The sequence below is a fragment of the Candidatus Accumulibacter necessarius genome (assembly GCF_036625085.1).
In genome coordinates this window covers 171,638-185,902 of sequence record NZ_JAZKUM010000007.1, presented here as the reverse complement: position 1 = coordinate 185,902, position 14,265 = coordinate 171,638, and the positions used below count along the sequence as shown (strand labels likewise).

Sequence of the window (14,265 nt, the reverse complement as noted above, 5' to 3'; positions counted from 1 at the left end):
AGCACGAAGATGGAATTCTTCCGCATCAGAAAAGACATCCCCTTCATGCGCCATGCCGTGGTGTTCAACGTCATCTCGCTGCTCACTTTCCTGCTGGCGGTGTTTTTCCTCTTCAGCCGCGGTTTGCACCTCTCGGTCGAGTTCACCGGCGGCACGCTGATCGAGATCAACTACGCGCAGGCAGCCAATCTGGAAAAAGTCCGCGAGAGCCTCGGCAAGGCCGGCTACAGCGACTTCTCGGTACAGAATTTCGGCTCCAGCCAGGACGTCCTGATCCGTTTGCCCCTCAAAGCCGAGCAGAACACCGCCAGGATCGGTGAGTCGGTGATGCAGGCCCTCGATGCCGAAGCTCCGGGCGCCACGCTGCGCCGGGTGGAATTCGTTGGCCCCCAGGTGGGCAGGGAACTGGCGGAGAACGGGGCCCTGGCCCTACTGCTGGTTGTCGTCGGCATCGTCGTTTACCTGGCCTTTCGCTTCGAGTGGCGCTTTTCCGTTTCGGCGATCATCGCCAACCTGCACGACGTGATCATCATCCTCGGCTTCTTCGCCTTCTTCCAGTGGGAGTTCTCGCTCTCCGTGCTGGCTGCGGTGTTGGCCGTTCTTGGTTACTCGGTCAACGAGTCGGTTGTGGTCTTCGACCGCGTGCGCGAGACGTTCCGGAAGGTCCGCGGCCTGACGACGCCACAGGTACTCGACCACGCGATCACCAGCACCATTTCGCGCACCATCATCACGCACGGATCAACGCAGATGATGGTTCTGTCGATGCTGGTCTTCGGTGGTGAAACGCTGTACTACTTTTCGCTGGCACTGACCATCGGTATCTGCTTCGGCATCTACTCCTCGGTACTGGTGGCCAGTCCGCTGGTCATGTGGCTCGGCGTTTCGCGCGAGCAGTTCATCCGCCCGAAGAAGCAGATCGAAGGTGCCAACGAGGATGGCGCGGTCGTCTAGATGAACCCGGCGAACGTCAGCCGTCAGGCTGGAATTGATCCTGCCGAAGGAAAGCCCATGAACAGGCAGCGCATTCGGCTTTGGGACCTGCCGACACGCCTTTTTCACTGGTTGTTGGTCATCCTGGTGCTTACCTCCTTCATCAGCGGCAAGATCGGGGGTAATGCGATGGACTGGCACGGGAAATTCGGCCTGGCCATTCTCGGGCTGTTGACTTTTCGCCTGGTCTGGGGGATTGTCGGCTCGACCTATGCCCGCTTTGCCAGCTTCTTCCCGACGCCGGCGTCAGTTCTTGCCTATCTGCGCGGCCAGTGGCGAGGTGTCGGGCACAATCCGCTCGGCGCCCTCTCGGTCTTTAGCCTGCTGGGCCTGCTTGCCTTCCAGGTCGCCAGTGGCCTGTTCGGCAACGACGATATCGCTTTCCGCGGTCCGCTTCACGATCTGATCGGAAAGGACTTGAGCGACCGACTGACCGGCCTGCACAAGCTGTCGGTCAATGCGCTGATCGCCCTCGTCGTTCTGCACCTGGCGGCGATCTTCTTTTACATCCGCATCAGGAAGAACAATCTTCTCAAGCCGATGCTCACCGGCTGGCAGGATGTCGAGCCGGGCCAAGGCACCTCGGCGACCGGCGGCGGCCCGATCGCCTTCGTCATCGCCTTGCTGGTTGCTCTGGCTGCGGTCTATGCCGCTTCCGGCGCCTGGCTGCCGACAGCTCCCCCGGCACCCGTCTCGGCGCCAGGGTGGTAAGCATCAACGCCTGGAGGCTGCCTGCGGGCAGCCTCGGTTCTGCGCAGGCCTACCCCGCGCAGATCGCGATCAATCCTTGCGGTACTTGTCGTGGCAGGCCTTGCAGCTCTCGCCAGTCTTGCCAAACTGCACCTTGACAGCCGCAGCGTCGCCAGTGGCGGCCACCTTCTGCAACTCGTTGGCTTCCTTGATATAAGCCATCGCCAGTTCCCTGACCTTATCCTGCTCCTTGAAGAACTCGGGCTTGACACGCGTGGCCTGACCACCGACGTCCTTTTCGGTGCCCACCGCGAAAAGCGCGCCCATGCCCGAGTTGGCCGTCGCCGCAACCACGTTTGCCGCCGCAATGACCTGCTCCTTGTTATAGGTCCCTTCAAGGTTGGCCTTGATCTTGCCCATGTTCCACGCCATGAAGCTGTAGCCGGCCTTGCGGAACTTGATCATTTCTTCGGGCTTCAAGCTCTGCTGGGCGAAAAGCCCTCCGGCAACACCGGTGAGTACCAGGGCGGCAACGACCTTCTTCATTTTTTTCTCCATTCAGGTTGACGACAAAATCGGAAAACCACTTCTCCACTTTTGGCTGCTTTCAGCCAACGGCTACCGACTGCACACAGATCGCATTTGTGCCAGATGATTGTACACCGCCAGAGGGCCCTGACTGCCGGCCTTGTTTTCGATCGTGGCCAGCACTTCGCCGTCGACGTCTAGCAGCCTGAGTGCAGCGAGGTGCGCGATTCCCGGCAGCTTCTTCAGGTTTTCGGCAAATTTCGCCCCGCCTCACCCCTTTCGACTGACGACCATCCCGACGACCATACCGACGACTGCGCAAGTGAACGTGGTGGTCATCACCGCTGTCCAGCCCGCCTGTTCGGGGCCAACGAAAGAAGACCAGGCAGCGCTCGCCAGGCCTCCCGCCAGGAACCCGAAAACCCAGCCGAACATGGCGCCGCGGCCGATGGCTCCCCGTCGCCCGTCGTCCCCACAGCAATGCGGGCAGTAAGGTGAGCCAACCGGCAACAGGCGCTCACAACTCGGACAGACCATCGTCTTCGATGACGCCGTACCAGTTGCCAGCGGCTCGTCTGCTTCGCGAACAGTTTCTGGACCACTCATCAGATTCTCCTCGCCAGCTGGCTGGCCATGCCGGTGTAGCCCGATGGCGTCAGTTCAAGCAGCTCGCTCCTCGCATTTGGGGGGATTTCAAGTGACTCGATGAAACACCGCATGTCCTCCCGCGAGACGCGCTTTCCGCGCGTCAGTTCCTTCAACTTCTCGTACGGATTCGCCACGCCATAGCGGCGCATGACTGTCTGTACCGGTTCGGCAAGCAGTTCCCAGTTGGCGTCGAGATCGGCGTGCAGGCGCTCTGCATCGGCTTCCAGCTTGTTCAGCCCGCGCAACAGTGAGTCGTAGGCAAGCAGCGTGTAGCCGAGCGCGACGCCCATATTGCGCAGCACGGTCGAATCGGTGAGGTCGCGTTGCCAGCGCGAAACCGGCAGCTTGTCGGCGAGATGGCGCAGCAAGGCATTGGCCAGCCCGAGGTTACCCTCGGAGTTCTCGAAGTCGATCGGATTGACCTTGTGCGGCATGGTCGATGAACCGATCTCGCCCGCCTTGAGCTTCTGCCTGAAAAAGCCGAGCGAGATGTAGCCCCAGAGATCGCGGTTCAGGTCGAGGAGGACCAGGTTCGCGCGCGCAAAGGCGTCGAACAACTCGCCGATCGCGTCGTGCGGCTCGATCTGAATCGTGTACGGATTGAACTCGAGCCCCAGCGATTCGACGAAGCGTCGGGCAAAGCTCTCCCAATCGTAGCCTGGATAGGCCACCAGATGGGCATTGTAGTTGCCGACCGCGCCGTTGATCTTGCCTAGCAGCCTCACCCCGGCAATCGCCGACCGGGCGCGGCGAAGACGATAAGCCACGTTGGCCATTTCCTTGCCAAGCGTCGTCGGCGTTGCCGGCTGGCCATGCGTGCGCGACATCATCGGCAGATCGGCCAATTCGTGCGCAAGCCCCCGCAACCGGGCGAGAACCTGGTCAAACTTCGGCAGCATCGTTTCATCTCGCGCCGCCTGCAGCATCAGCGCGTGCGCAAGGTTGTTGATATCCTCGGAGGTACACGCGAAATGGATGAACTCGGCGACGCGCATGACTTCGGCGTTGTTTGCCAGACGCTGCCTGATCCAGTACTCCAGAGCCTTCACATCGTGATTGGTTACCGCCTCGATCGCTTTCACCTCGGCGGCCTGAAGTGGGCCGAAGTCGGCCAGCAGGCCATCGAGCTCGCCCAGCGTGGCGGCCGAAAAAGCCGGGATCTCGACGAAATGCGGCTCCGCAGCCAGCGCCTTGAGCCATTCGATCTCGACCTGCAAGCGGCGCCTGATCAGCCCGTATTCGGAAAACTGCGGCCGCAGTGCGTCAAGCCTGGCGGCGTAGCGACCGTCCAGAGGCGAAAGGGCGGTAAGGTCAGAATCGGGCATACTCGACATCCTCAAGGCGTGTTCAGGGTAATCGCTATTCTACCTGTCTGTGAGAGATGCCCGTAAGCGGGTTTCAACCGCGATGCTATAATCTGGCGCACATGGCTAAAGACAGGAAGCGAATGAAGCTTATCGGATCATTGACCAGCCCCTACGTACGCAAGGCTCGGGTCGTTCTGGCCGAGAAGAAGATCGATTACGATTTCGAGCTCGACTCTCCATGGACACCGGAGAACCAGGTTGCCAACGTCAATCCACTGGGCAAAATCCCGGTATTGATCCTCGACGACGACACCGTTCTGTTCGATTCACGGGTAATCGTCGAGTACCTGGACAATGTTGCCCCGAATAACAAGCTGATGCCCGGCGCAAATCGTGAACGCTGCGAAGTCAAGCGTTGGGAAGCACTGGCAGACGGCGTCTGCGACGCTGCCGCACTGGTCTTCCTGGAGAGAAAGCGGCCTGCCGCCCAACAGAGTCTCGACTGGGTCGCCCGCCAGGAAGACAAGATCATCCGCAGTCTGGGGTTCATGTCGGGCGAACTTGGCGACCATAGCTGGTGCATGGGCACCCATTTCTCGCTCGCCGATGTGACCGTCGGTTGCGCCCTCGGCTATCTTGTTTTCCGTTTTCCCGAGATCGACTGGCAGGTCAAGCACCCCAACCTCGCTCGCCTTTACAACAAGGTGATGCAGCGACCGGCCTTCGTGGACACCGTGCCGCAGGGGTGATTGGCTGATTTTCGACCTGGCTGCCCGACATGGCAGCCAGGTTCCGGTCATTGGTCGTCCGGCGCCTGCCGGCATCAGGGGCCAGAGAGGTACTTCCGGTAGCCCGATCAGTTATTGTCGCTGATCAGGATCGCCAACGAACGACCAGCGACTGTAATGAGGTCGCCCGCTTCCGGGCAAGACTTCTGCCAATTCTCCGGGCGACACAGATCCTGTCCGGCCCCGAGCCAGGAACGCGCAAGGATTCTCCAGTTGCCCTGCGACCAGTCAGCCAGGTTATTCACCGTGAAGGGCTCCCAGCGCTCGTTATAGACGACCATCAGGTCAGGCTCGCCTGCCTTGCCCCACCAGACCACGGCCAGTTGCGACGGTTCGCCACTGGCGGGCCCCTCCCACGTATAGGTATAGCGGCCATCATTGATCGGACCCGAACGATCGTCAGGGGCTGCTGAAACGTAGTGCGCGAACTCACTGCGGCGGAAATGGCTCCATTGTTTGCGCAGCGTGATCAATCCGCGTGTCCATTCGAAGAGTTCGGTACCGTAGCGCGGACCCATAGGCGACGCGCTGTTGTCGCCGTCCTTGAGACGCCAGTCGACCCAGTTCACCCGGTTGACTGCCAGGTCCCCCGTGCTGGACTCATAGTTGTAACTGTTGCGCGCCCCCTCCTGTGACGATGCGCCGGCCTTGGTCTGGCCGAACTCGTCTCCCTGCAGAATGACCGGCACCCCCTGTGAGGTCAGCAGCACGCCGAGCAGCAGCTTTTGCCGCTTGCGCCGCTCTTCCTCGTCCTGGTTGCTGTCCCAGCAATTCTGCGAACCATCGGAGTCGTTGAACCAGGTACAGTCGCGCAGGGTATAGCCGTCATGAACGGCAACCAGATTGATCGAGCGCCATGGCCGGCTCGAAGCGGCAGGCCCCTCGCCATCGCTCACCGACCCGTAGCCTTCGATGAGTTGCTTGAAGGCGCCCGGGTTCTTCAGTGCGGACTGCGAGAAGCGGCGGACCTTGTCGCGGTAGCGACCCAACCATTTGGCCCAGCGATTGTTGTCGGCACCCCAGCCGCTGCTGTCCATGAAGTCCCACCACTGGCCCCCCATGTCCCAGGGCTCTGCATGAAGGTGCGCAGCCGCATAGCGCGGATCGTTGTCGACCCAGTCGGCAGCGTCGTCCGAACCCTCGGCAAGGATTCGCGCCAGGTCAAAGCGGAAACCATCGATCCCGTATACCTCATGCCACAGAGCCAGCGAATCCCTGACCAGTTGCTTGCTGAAGCGTTCGCGACCGGAGAAATCGAGGTCGTTGCCGGTACCCGTGTTGTTCAGATAATGGCGTTTATCCGGCGTCCCCCGGTACACCCGATCGGCGGCCAAGCACATCAGGTTGAAGCACTTGGCCGCCAGGCGGCCGTCGGCCACCCAGGGGCCCTGTTCACCCGTGTGGTTATAGACCACGTCCATGAAAACGGCGATACCTCTGTCATGCAAAGCGCGGACCAGCTGTTTGAACTCCACCACCTGGCGACCAGGGCGAGCGGCATAGCGTGCTTCCGGCGCAAAAAAATTTGTCGTCATGTAGCCCCAGTGGTTGAGGCGCCCGTTCTCGTTGCCGGTCTGCTCGTCGTATTCCATCACCGGCATCAGTTCCACCGCGTTCACCCCCAGTTCAACCAAGTGGTCGATTCCGGCGGCAAGGCCTCCGGGAGTCCTGAGGCCACTGCGGGTAAGGCCGAGATAGGTACCGCGCTGATTGGTAGGCAGTTTTGCGAGCGTCGCCGTGTAGTCCTGGACGTGAAGCTCGTAAACGATGAGATCCTCGGGCGCAATCTTCACGTGCCCCGGAAAGCGGTCCCGGGAATGGTCGTAAACGGCACTCTTGCCTCCGCCGGCATAGACTGAAGCCTGCCTGTCGGCAAAGGGAACGCTATTGAAAAACGCATCGTACCTGACGTTGTCGGTGCGATAAGCATAGGGGTCATTGAGCACATAGGCGGGGTTGAACAAGGGGCCGTACGGCCGTTCAGGTGAGACCACGCGCATGCCGCTGGCCTGATACATGTAGAACAGATCGTGACCGACGTTTGCCCCGCGTACCCGGACTTTCCAGTCGTCGCCCGAACGGGTCATGCGCACCCGATGCTTCGGCGCCCGTGCTCGCGGATCACTGTACAGCAGGAGGTCTACCGCCGTTGCCTCTGGTGCGTAAACGATAAAATCGACCCATTTGTCGGCACCGAAATGGGCGCCGTAGCGGGTTTCTTCGCTACTTCCAAACTCTAGCCCGGAGGCCGGGCCGGCACTCGCCACCATCACCAAAGCAGCCAACAGGCAGCTGCAAAGACCATTCTTTCTCATCTGGTTCCACCTCCCACGAGATGGGCAGGCCTCAGAAAATCCCTGCCCGGTTGCTATCCGGCCACTGCCGGGCTGCCGATGGCCACAACAAACTCTTCGCCAGACGGATGCCGGTGACTTTCTCTTCAACCGTTGCTGCCGGAACCCACCTGAGGAGCAATACTCTTGGCGTCGAGTCCCTGGCCCCCCACCTCGACCGCGTCGACCTTGCCGTCTTCCTGCAACAGGGACTCTTCCGCCCGTCTGTTCAGGACGACTATACTGATCCGGCGATTGATCGAGCTCAACGGATCGTTCTTGTCAAACAGAACCGTGGAAGCGAGTCCTACGACGCGCAGTACCTTGTGCTCATCCATCCCGCCCAAAATCAACTCGCGCCGGGAAGCGTTCGCGCGATTGGCCGATAGCTCCCAGTTCGAAAAGCCCTTGTCGCCACCGCCGAACTGGGCTGCATCGGTGTGACCCGACAGACTCAACTTGTTCGGTACGGCATTAAGCGCCTTGCCTATCTCGCGCAGAATGACGCGGGTGTACGCCTTCAGCTCGGCGCTACTGGTATCGAACATGGGGCGGTTCTGCTCATCGACGATCTGAATCCGCAAACCCTCGCTGGTGATGTCTATCAGGAGCTGGTTCTTGAACTGCTTGAGTGCGGGATTGCTTTCGATCAGCCTCTCGATACTCTGCTTGAGTTCGCCGAGCACTACCTTCTCGCGCTCCTCGAACTCCTTGCGCGCCTGTTCGGCGTTGGTCTCCTTGAGGTTCACGGTCTTGCTCTTGGCATCGATGTCGCCACCCTTGACCTGACCGGCACTGCGCGTCAGGTCCTTGCCGCCACCCTTCAGAACACTCGAGCTGTCACCGGTTCCCGAACCCCCTTGCGAGGCGATCTTGAGCGGATTCTGAAAGTAATCGGCGATCCCTTTCAGGTCACCGCTGGCGGTGGAACCCAGCAACCACATGAGCAGGAAAAAAGCCATCATCGCGGTGACGAAATCGGCATAGGCAATCTTCCAGGCGCCACCATGGTGACCGCCTGTCACCTTTTTCACGCGCTTGATGACTATTGGCCGTATATCGTCGCTCATTCAGTCCCCCATCGGTCGCAGAAGCGCTACTCACTTGCCCTTGCGGGCCTTGAGTTCTTCCTCCAGCTCACGGAAAGTCGGACGTACCCCGGCAGCCAGCGCCTTGCGCCCGAACTCGACCGCCACTTGTGGCGCATAACCAGACATCGACGCCAACAGCACAACCTTGATGACCTGGTAGATCTTGGAACCCTCCTGCGCCTTTTGCTCAAGCAGGTTGGCCACCGGCGAGACGAAACCATAGGCAATGAGAATACCCAGAAAGGTGCCCACCAGAGCCCCGCCGATCATCTTGCCCAGCACCGCCGGCGGCTCGCCGACCGAGCCCATGACGTTCACCACCCCCATGACCGCGACAATGATACCGAAAGCCGGCACCGCGTCAGCCACCTTGGAGACCACGTGGCCCGGCGTCTCAACCTCGTGGTGGTGCGTCTCGATCTCGATATCCATCAGGCTCTCGATTTCGATGGCATTGAGGTTGCCGCCAACCATCATCCGCAGATAATCAGTGATGAATTCCATCACATGATGGTCGCTGGAAAGCACCGGATACTTGGTGAATATCGGGCTCTCTTGCGGGTTCTCGACGTCGTTCTCGATCGACATCAGGCCTTCCTTGCGGACCTTGACCAGGACCTCGAAAAGCATCGCCAGCAGATCGACGTAAAGGATCCTGGTGAACTTCGATCCCTTGAATATTCCGGGTAAGGCGCCGACCGTCGACTTGATGATCTTGATGTCGTTGGAGGCCACGAAACCACCGACGGTCAGGCCGACGATGGCAATATACTCGAGTGGTACCCAGAGCGCCGCGAGGCTGCCGTGCACGGCATAGGTTCCCAATGCCGAGGCCAGAATGATCACGTAACCAACAATCAGAAACATCCACCCCCCCTTGTCATGGCGCCCTCGATGAACGCCGCCGACCGAACCTAACCATTGTCCCGCATTGTAGCCAGATTGCGAACCACTGGCTGAGGACAATCCCCGAGCCACGGCATCAGGATGCCGGTCGCGGATTCCCTGGCACCCGCGGGAGATTGCTTCCGCAAGCCGACTGACGGCCACCGATAGAGCAGCGAGAACCTTCCCCCGTCGCCAGCCGCATCTCCGACAGGCGGCAAGGCCACGATCGGGACAAAAGGCCGCTCTCGGGCGTTCCCTCTCCGGATGAATCATATAGACTTGCCGGATGATCAGGCAACGGTTGAAGGAACTCCACGGATGAATTTCTGCAGTCAATGCGGCGACACGGTGAAGCTGCTGATTCCCGACGGCGACAACCTGCCACGTCACGTGTGCCAGCGCTGCGGGACGATTCATTACGTCAACCCGAAGCTTGTGGTCGGCTGCATTGCCGAGTGGCAGGACCAGATTCTCCTCTGTCGACGTTCGATTGCACCACGTTACGGCTTATGGACCCTGCCGGCCGGCTTCATGGAAAACGGTGAATCGACGACCCAGGCCGCCATCCGGGAAACACTGGAGGAAGCCTGTGCCCGGGTCGACATCCAGCAGCTCTTTTCGCTGGTCAATGTGCCGCACATCAACCAGGTGCATCTGTTCTATCGGGCTCGGCTGCTCGATACTAGCTTCGCCGCCGGCCTCGAAACCCTGGAAACCGGGTTGTTCTCCGAACAGACCCTGCCGTGGCAGTCTCTGGCCTTCCAGAGCGTCACGCTGTGCCTGCAAGCCTATTTCGCTGACCGCAAGGCGGGGCGCTTTGTTTTTCATGAAGACGACCTACCGCGTCCGGCGGTACCGGTCAGCGATCATCGTCAAGGGTGAATTCGATTGGCAGCAGGACGCGGAAGTCCCTACCCTTCAGACTTTCAGGCAGCATCGTGGTCGCCGAAGCCTGCGCGATCATCGACAGAGCCTGCTCATCCAGTGCGGCATGCCCGCTTGAGTGGACAAGCGAAGACTGCGGGCCAGGCTGCCATGGGCTCACGCTCACCGCCACCTCGACCCTTCCCTCCCAGCCGCGCTCGCGGGCCAGTGGTGGATAGCGTTTGAAGCGACGGGCTGCCATTGCCAGCGCCAGCCGATACTGGCGCAGATCATCCGGGCTGACGCCTTCACGCACCGCCGCAGGGCCACCCCCGGGAGCAGGCGTGGCATCCGGAAGCAACGAGCGATCGGGCACGGGCTTTGCCACGGCCATCGGCGCCGGCTCGGGGACAGCTGCACGCACCACGGCCCGTCGTGCCCGCTCAACCGGCTGTCGCGACGCCTCTGGCGCGGCTGACAACCGATCATCGGCAGCGCCCGTGGTCGGCCTTTGTGCCACTGCAGCTCCGACCGGCACGCCCCTGTGCGAGACCTGAAGCACGACCTGAACTGGCGCCGCCGCCAATTCAACACGCACCGGAGAAAACCTGAAGGCGGTCGACAACAGACCCGCGTGCGCCAGCACCGATGCCGTCAGCGCGAGCAGCAGGCGGCGGGAACCCAGCCTATCTTCTGGCTTGCCTCTCGTCTTCGCGCATTTTCTTGCTGAAGAAATACGAAAACCACCCTGCCATGCCAATGACGAAGACGATCACGAACAAGCTGAACAAACCGTAATCACTCGTAAACAAAAGATCCCAAGCCATCTCCTACCTCCCGTCTGAATCTGTCTGCAAAACAGCCTCTGCCCTGGCCAATGCCGTCAAGCGCAACGTCGCCTGCGACTCCGTTAGCCAATCACCCGCCAAGCGCCACTCCTGCCTGTCGTCCTCGAGCGTCACATGCCAGCGGCCTTGCAGGGGCGCCAGAGCACCTGTATAGACCCCGCCCCCCTCGGAACGCAGAACCACCTTCTGGTCGAAACCCGGGCGCGTCGGATGCACAATGCGCAGGTTCAACACTTCCGGCAGGTGGAAGCCCTCCTTGCCGCGCAGCAGGGCGCGAACTCGGTCACCAGCGCCGCCCAGCAGCAGTTGAGCCTCGATTCCCAACTCGGCAGCCCGCTGAGCGCGCGCCGTACGCTGGTTCACCGCCAAGCCCTGCTTGTAGTAGTCGTCCTCGACCAGACCGTCATTGCTGACGACTGCCAGATAAGCGGTCACAAAACCCGCCACGATAACCACCAGCGGCCCCAGCATCAGCAGCCACGGCCAGGGCTCACGGTACCACGGCTGGGCGCCGGCATTCAGCTTGCTATTCATGGCAGGAAGAAGCTCGCCTTCTCGCGCACCGCAATCTCATCGTCACCCTCGGCCCTGATGTCGAAAAAGATCTGGTTCGAACCCTTCTTGCCCGCCCCCGGCTCGACCCGCGCCGATAGTGCGACAGTCGTCGATGAAGCCGACGGCACCTCCACCAGACGCTCGCCGACGATATCAATACCGTCGATACCGCTGACACTGATCACATAGCTATGTTTCGCTTCGTCGGTGTTCGAGATGTGCAGCCTGAAGACGTTCTCGATGCGCCCGTCGTCTGCCTCGCGCGACAAGGTCGAGCGGTCACGCAAAACGTCAACCTTCAGGGGCACGCGGTGGGTAAGACTCCACACGGCCGCAAAAATGATCGCCAGCAGAATGCTGGTGTACAACAGCGTTCTCGCCCGCAACAGGTGGGCAAACATGTCCTTTGCCGTATAGTGTTTCGCTAGGGCATTCTCGGTCGAGTAGCGAATCAGGCCACGCGGCGAGCCAACCTTGTCCATCACCTGATCGCAGGCATCGACGCATGCCGCGCAGGCAATGCATTCGAGCTGCAGGCCATTGCGGATGTCGATGCCTGTCGGGCAGACCTGAACACATATGCTGCAGTCCACACAGTCGCCGAGTGGCTGCGCCGTCGCGGCGGATCCCTTCTTGCGCAATCCCCGCGGCTCCCCCCGCTCGGGGTCGTAGCTGATGATCAGGGTATCCGGGTCGAACATCACGCCCTGGAAGCGGGCATACGGACACATGTACTTGCAGACCTGCTCGCGCAGGAAGCCCGCCATGAGGTAAAGGAACGCGGCGTAGAAAAGGATCCAGAAAGCTTCCCAGGGGCCGAGATCGAAAGCAGCGATCGCCGCCAGCAGATCCTTGATCGGCGTGAAATAGCCGACAAAGGTGATCCCTGTCCACAGAGCAATCACCAGCCACAGCGAATGCTTGATGAGCTTCAGCCGAAGCTTGCGCGGATTCATCGGCTGCGCGTCGAGTTTCATGCGGGCGGGGCGTTCACCCTCGATCTTGCGCTCGATCCACAGCAGAATCTCGGTATAGACCGTCTGCGGACAAGCATAGCCGCAGAAGAGTCGCCCGCCCACGGCGGTGACCAGGAACAGGCCATAGGCGGAAATCACCAGCAGAATCGCCAGGTAGATGACGTCCTGCGGCCAGAAGACCAGGCCAAAAATGTAGAACTTGCGTTCGACGATATGAAAGAGCACCGCCTGCCGTCCACCCCACTCCAGCCAGCACAGGCCATAGAACAGAGCCTGGGTAAAGAAGACCATCGCCCAGCGCCAGTTATTGAAGAACCCTGTGACGCTGCGGACGTAGACGGTCTTGTGCTTCTCGTACAAGGTATCGACGTTGATGGGAATTGCCTTGGCCTTGCTTCCGGCCGCCTGGTCCATGATCTCGGCTCCAATCGATTTCAGAATTACAGCAAACTATAATATTACGTTCTGGTGCGAGAGTGAACTTGATCTGAATCAGCCAAAGCCGAATTGAATTGCAACGCCGCGCGACAAATCCGGGCCGGACGTTGCGCTTACGCCGGCCAGTCGTGCCTGCTGGATGGCGTCAGGGCAGCGCCATCCTGGGCCCGTACAAGGACGGAGCGGCCACGCCGCCCCGTTGTCAAAGACAACTTACTTGCTGGCAGCGGCGTCAGGGCTCAGGCTCAGGACATAGGCAGAAAGAACATGCACCTTTTCGTCACCAAGGAACTCTTTCCAGGCCGGCATCTGGTTAGTGCGGCCCTTGGTGATGGTCTCGATGATCGTTGCCTCGGAACTACCATAGAGCCAGACCTTGTCGGTCAGGTTTGGAGCCCCCAGCGCATGCATGCCCTTGCCATCCGGCCCGTGACAGCCCGAGCAGCCGGCACTGTTGAAGGCTTCCTGCCCCTTGGCGACGCGCACCGGATCAGCCGGCAAAGCGGACAGCGAACGTACATAGGCAGCCAGATCCTTGATCGTTTCGGCACCGAGCTGAGCGTGCGGCGGCATCACCCCCATGCGGCCGGCGCTGATCGTCTCGACAATCTGGGCCGGTTCGCCACCCCACTGCCAGTCGTTATCGGCAAGATTCGGGAAGCCCTTCGAGCCGCGTGCATCAGCACCATGGCACTGCATGCAGTAGGTCAGGTACAGGCGCTTGCCGGTCTCGTTGGCCTCCTTGTCGGCAGCCAGCGCCTTGAGATCCGTCTTCATGTACTTGGCATAGAGCGGTCTGGTCTGCTCGTCGAACTTTGCCATTTCCTTTGCCCACTGGCCACTGGACGACCAGCCGAGGAGCCCCGGGAAACTGCCGAGTGTCGGATAGAGCACGGCGTAGACCAGCGAGAAAATCACCGTGATATAGAACAGCCACATCCACCATTTGGGCAGGGGATTGTTGTATTCCTCAAGCGTCTCGTCCCATACATGCCCGGTGGTGTCGACCTTGCTGCCGGCAGGCGGACTGCTTTGCGTCCACAACAGCACGCCGCAGGCAATGATGCTGACCAACACGAGAAGAATGACGTACCAGTTCCAAAACTGATTAACAAAATCGTTCATGATGCTTTCCTTTGTCCGTTGCGATCCAGCCCCAGTTCCAGCCGATCCGCCTCTTCATCGCTGAACGGCAGCATGGCCGCTTCCTCGAAGCGCTTCTTGTTGCCTTTCACGCCGTAAGCCCACCAGACGATCCCGAGGAAAGTCAGCAGGGAAACGACGGTGACGATGGATCTCAGATCGTTGATGTCCATG

Annotated in this window: 16 protein-coding genes and 1 pseudogene; 4 read left to right on the top strand and 13 right to left on the bottom strand. The window is 60.5% G+C overall.

The window, feature by feature from the left end:
• Window positions 1–9 precede the first annotated feature (9 nt).
• Both secF and V5B44_RS19185 read left to right on the top strand, forming a co-directional pair.
• A complete protein-coding gene (gene secF / locus V5B44_RS19190; RefSeq protein ID WP_332360687.1) occupies window positions 10–954 on the top strand; it encodes a protein translocase subunit SecF in 945 nt (314 codons plus the stop codon).
• Between the two features lie 57 nt (window positions 955–1,011).
• Window positions 1,012–1,704 (top strand): cytochrome b/b6 domain-containing protein, encoded by a 693-nt coding sequence (locus tag V5B44_RS19185; RefSeq protein WP_332360685.1) that lies wholly within the window; start codon window positions 1,012–1,014, stop codon window positions 1,702–1,704.
• 69 nt (window positions 1,705–1,773) lie between these two features.
• Here V5B44_RS19185 and V5B44_RS19180 read toward each other — a convergent pair whose 3' ends face one another.
• The 4 genes and pseudogenes from V5B44_RS19180 to purB all read right to left on the bottom strand — a co-directional run bounded on the left by V5B44_RS19180 (window position 1,774) and on the right by purB (window position 4,193).
• Window positions 1,774–2,229, bottom strand: a complete 456-nt coding sequence (locus tag V5B44_RS19180; protein ID WP_332360683.1) for a c-type cytochrome — start codon at window positions 2,227–2,229, stop codon at window positions 1,774–1,776.
• Window positions 2,230–2,322: 93 nt separating this feature from the next.
• Window positions 2,323–2,457 (bottom strand): annotated as a pseudogene (locus V5B44_RS19175) (DUF2322 family protein); the annotation flags it as partial.
• Between the two features lie 24 nt (window positions 2,458–2,481).
• On the bottom strand, window positions 2,482–2,817 hold the full coding sequence (locus V5B44_RS19170; protein WP_332360681.1) for a hypothetical protein: 336 nt from the start codon (window positions 2,815–2,817) through the stop codon (window positions 2,482–2,484).
• On the bottom strand, window positions 2,817–4,193 hold the full coding sequence (gene purB, locus V5B44_RS19165) for an adenylosuccinate lyase (protein WP_434735485.1): 1,377 nt from the start codon (window positions 4,191–4,193) through the stop codon (window positions 2,817–2,819). The genes V5B44_RS19170 and purB overlap by 1 nt, the downstream gene beginning before the upstream one ends.
• 113 nt (window positions 4,194–4,306) lie before the next feature.
• Here purB and V5B44_RS19160 point away from each other — a divergent pair, with 113 nt between their 5' ends.
• The gene (locus V5B44_RS19160) at window positions 4,307–4,915 is read left to right on the top strand and encodes a glutathione S-transferase (RefSeq protein WP_332360676.1); all 609 of its coding nucleotides are present in this window, start codon (window positions 4,307–4,309) and stop codon (window positions 4,913–4,915) included.
• Window positions 4,916–5,022: 107 nt separating this feature from the next.
• On the opposite strand, the gene V5B44_RS19155 is transcribed toward V5B44_RS19160, so the two are convergent.
• From V5B44_RS19155 to motA, 3 genes are all read right to left on the bottom strand, one after another.
• Window positions 5,023–7,239: an alpha-amylase family glycosyl hydrolase gene (locus V5B44_RS19155; protein WP_332360674.1), complete on the bottom strand. Its 2,217-nt coding sequence runs from the start codon at window positions 7,237–7,239 to the stop codon at window positions 5,023–5,025.
• 155 nt (window positions 7,240–7,394) lie between these two features.
• Window positions 7,395–8,357 (bottom strand): flagellar motor protein MotB, encoded by a 963-nt coding sequence (gene motB / locus V5B44_RS19150; RefSeq protein ID WP_332360672.1) that lies wholly within the window; start codon window positions 8,355–8,357, stop codon window positions 7,395–7,397.
• Between the two features lie 30 nt (window positions 8,358–8,387).
• The gene (gene motA / locus V5B44_RS19145; RefSeq protein ID WP_332360670.1) at window positions 8,388–9,245 is read right to left on the bottom strand and encodes a flagellar motor stator protein MotA; all 858 of its coding nucleotides are present in this window, start codon (window positions 9,243–9,245) and stop codon (window positions 8,388–8,390) included.
• 339 nt (window positions 9,246–9,584) lie between these two features.
• Here motA and V5B44_RS19140 point away from each other — a divergent pair, with 339 nt between their 5' ends.
• The gene (locus V5B44_RS19140) at window positions 9,585–10,148 is read left to right on the top strand and encodes an NUDIX hydrolase (RefSeq protein ID WP_332360669.1); all 564 of its coding nucleotides are present in this window, start codon (window positions 9,585–9,587) and stop codon (window positions 10,146–10,148) included.
• On the opposite strand, the gene V5B44_RS19135 is transcribed toward V5B44_RS19140, so the two are convergent.
• The 6 genes from V5B44_RS19135 to V5B44_RS19110 all read right to left on the bottom strand — a co-directional run bounded on the left by V5B44_RS19135 (window position 10,126) and on the right by V5B44_RS19110 (window position 14,264).
• A complete protein-coding gene (locus tag V5B44_RS19135) occupies window positions 10,126–10,650 on the bottom strand; it encodes a TonB family protein (protein ID WP_332360668.1) in 525 nt (174 codons plus the stop codon). The genes V5B44_RS19140 and V5B44_RS19135 overlap by 23 nt on opposite strands.
• Window positions 10,651–10,816: 166 nt before the next feature.
• A complete protein-coding gene (locus V5B44_RS19130; RefSeq protein WP_332360666.1) occupies window positions 10,817–10,957 on the bottom strand; it encodes a DUF3149 domain-containing protein in 141 nt (46 codons plus the stop codon).
• A 3-nt stretch (window positions 10,958–10,960) separates the two neighbouring features.
• The gene (locus V5B44_RS19125) at window positions 10,961–11,512 is read right to left on the bottom strand and encodes a FixH family protein (RefSeq protein ID WP_332360664.1); all 552 of its coding nucleotides are present in this window, start codon (window positions 11,510–11,512) and stop codon (window positions 10,961–10,963) included.
• The gene (gene ccoG / locus V5B44_RS19120; RefSeq protein WP_332360662.1) at window positions 11,509–12,924 is read right to left on the bottom strand and encodes a cytochrome c oxidase accessory protein CcoG; all 1,416 of its coding nucleotides are present in this window, start codon (window positions 12,922–12,924) and stop codon (window positions 11,509–11,511) included. Before ccoG ends, V5B44_RS19125 begins: the two co-directional genes overlap by 4 nt.
• A 237-nt stretch (window positions 12,925–13,161) precedes the next feature.
• Window positions 13,162–14,073: a cytochrome-c oxidase, cbb3-type subunit III gene (ccoP, locus tag V5B44_RS19115; RefSeq protein ID WP_332360660.1), complete on the bottom strand. Its 912-nt coding sequence runs from the start codon at window positions 14,071–14,073 to the stop codon at window positions 13,162–13,164.
• The gene (locus V5B44_RS19110; protein WP_332360658.1) at window positions 14,070–14,264 is read right to left on the bottom strand and encodes a cbb3-type cytochrome oxidase subunit 3; all 195 of its coding nucleotides are present in this window, start codon (window positions 14,262–14,264) and stop codon (window positions 14,070–14,072) included. Before V5B44_RS19110 ends, ccoP begins: the two co-directional genes overlap by 4 nt.
• Between the last annotated feature and the right edge of the window lies 1 nt (window position 14,265).